Source organism: Nocardia tenerifensis NBRC 101015 (genome assembly GCF_000308715.1).
Lineage (GTDB): Bacteria > Actinomycetota > Actinomycetes > Mycobacteriales > Mycobacteriaceae > Nocardia > Nocardia tenerifensis.
The window spans coordinates 1-1,660 of sequence record NZ_BAGH01000170.1 but is presented as its reverse complement, the minus strand read 5'-3'; the positions used below and the strand labels follow the sequence as shown (position 1 = coordinate 1,660).

3 protein-coding genes are annotated in these 1,660 nt (G+C 71.8%); all 3 read right to left on the bottom strand.

What is annotated here, in order from left to right; translation table 11 throughout:
* Positions 1 to 508: 1,2-phenylacetyl-CoA epoxidase subunit PaaD (paaD, locus tag ON39_RS13630; RefSeq protein WP_040734282.1), on the bottom strand; the 508-nt coding region annotated here is incomplete at its 3' end.
* Entirely contained in the window at positions 502 to 1,425 is a 924-nt protein-coding gene (gene paaC / locus ON39_RS13625) for a 1,2-phenylacetyl-CoA epoxidase subunit PaaC (protein ID WP_040734281.1), read from the bottom strand. The genes paaC and paaD, both read right to left, overlap by 7 nt.
* Before the next feature lie 12 nt (positions 1,426 to 1,437).
* Positions 1,438 to 1,660: 1,2-phenylacetyl-CoA epoxidase subunit PaaB (gene paaB, locus ON39_RS13620; RefSeq protein WP_040734280.1), on the bottom strand; the 223-nt coding region annotated here is incomplete at its 5' end.

The following is a 1,660-nucleotide window of genomic DNA, read 5'->3' as shown; positions in this document are numbered from 1 at the left end:
AGATCTCCTTCAGGTGATCGAACGGTTCCAGGCAGTCGGCGCAGCGGTACTGGGCCTTGCACAGCGAGGCGCCGAACTCGGAGACGCGGACGGTGTTCGAGGAGGTGCACCGGGGGCACTCGACGGCGCGGCGCGTGGCGGTCAGCGTCAGCGGGATGGGGCCGGTCGCGCGGCGCGGGGCCGGACCGGGCACGGAATACCCTGCGGCGCTGAGCTTTCGGCGGCCTTCGGCGGTGATCCAGTCCGAACTCCATGGGGGAGTGAGGGATATCCGGATCTCCACGCGGTCATAGCCGTGCGCGCGGAGTTCACGGACGAGGTCCTCGCGCATGGTGGCCATCGCGGGGCAACCCGAGTACGTCGGGGTGAGCGTGACGAGCACCCGCCCGCTCTCGTCCACCGTGACGTCGCGCAGCACGCCGAGGTCGGCCAGCGTCAGCGCCGGAAGCTCCGGATCGGTGACCGAGGCCGCGATCTCGCGGGCGCGGCAGAGGTCGGCGGTCACCAGAGTCCCTCCGGATGCGCGCGGGCGAGGCCCTGCAACTCGGCGAGCAACGGCCCCATCGCCGCGGTGTGCACGCCGTCTCTGCCCGCGGGTCCGCCGACGCCGCGCAGGGCGGGCAGGTCGAGTGCCGCGGCGCGCGACACCTCGGCGAGAATCGAGTCGAACTCGGCGCGCACGTCGCGCGGGTCGACGCCGACCGCGGCCCGCGACAGCGCGCGCTCCTCGGCGGTCGGGGCGAACAGCTCGTCCACGTACGGCCAGACCCGGTGCAGTGCGTCGCGCACACGTCGCATGGATTCGGTTGTGCCGCAACCGAAGGTGACCACCCAGCGGGCCGCGTAGTCGCGATGGTAGGTCAGCTCCTTGACGCCCTTGTCCGCCACGGCGGCCAGCACCGGATCGCGGGACGCGCGCAGCCGATCGAAGACGGCCAGGCGCCAGGTCGCGAAGATCAGCAGGCGGACCATCGTCGTGGCGAAGTCGCCGTTGTCGAGTTCACAGAGGCGCACGTTGCGGAATTCGGCTTCGGACCGGAAGAAGGCCAGCGCGTCCTCGGCGGGCACCGGCGAGGTGCCGGAGACCGACGGCACGACGGAGGCGTCGGCCGCGGCGGCACGGGCCAGCAGCAGGCGCGCCTGCCCGAGCAGGTCGAGGCCGACGTTGGCCAGCGCCACCTCTTCCTCGAGTTCCGGTGCGCGCGTGGGCCATTCGCACAGCCGCTGGGCGCTGACGAGCGCGTCGTCGCCGAGCATGAGGCAGTACGCGGCGAGCGCGCGGGGCTCGACGTCGTCCGCGACCGTGGTGTCGACGCCCGCCAGCGGGTCGTCGAAGCCGGTCCCGAATGCCCAGCGGCCGAGGGAGTCCTCGTCCACCAGGCCCTCATAGGCGTTGTCGTGGTCGTTAGGGGAAGCTGCGCTCATGGATGCCGGGCCTCACATGTGCGGAACATTGTCGGGGATCTCGTAGAACGTGGGGTGGCGGTACACCTTGTCGCCGCTGGGGGCGAAGAACGGATCCTTCTCCGCCGGGCTCGCCGCGACGATCGAGTCCGACCGCACCACCCAGATGCTGACGCCCTCGTTGCGCCGGGTGTACACGTCGCGCGCGTGCCGCAGGGCCATCGCGTCGTCGGCGGCGTGCAGCGATCCGACGTGC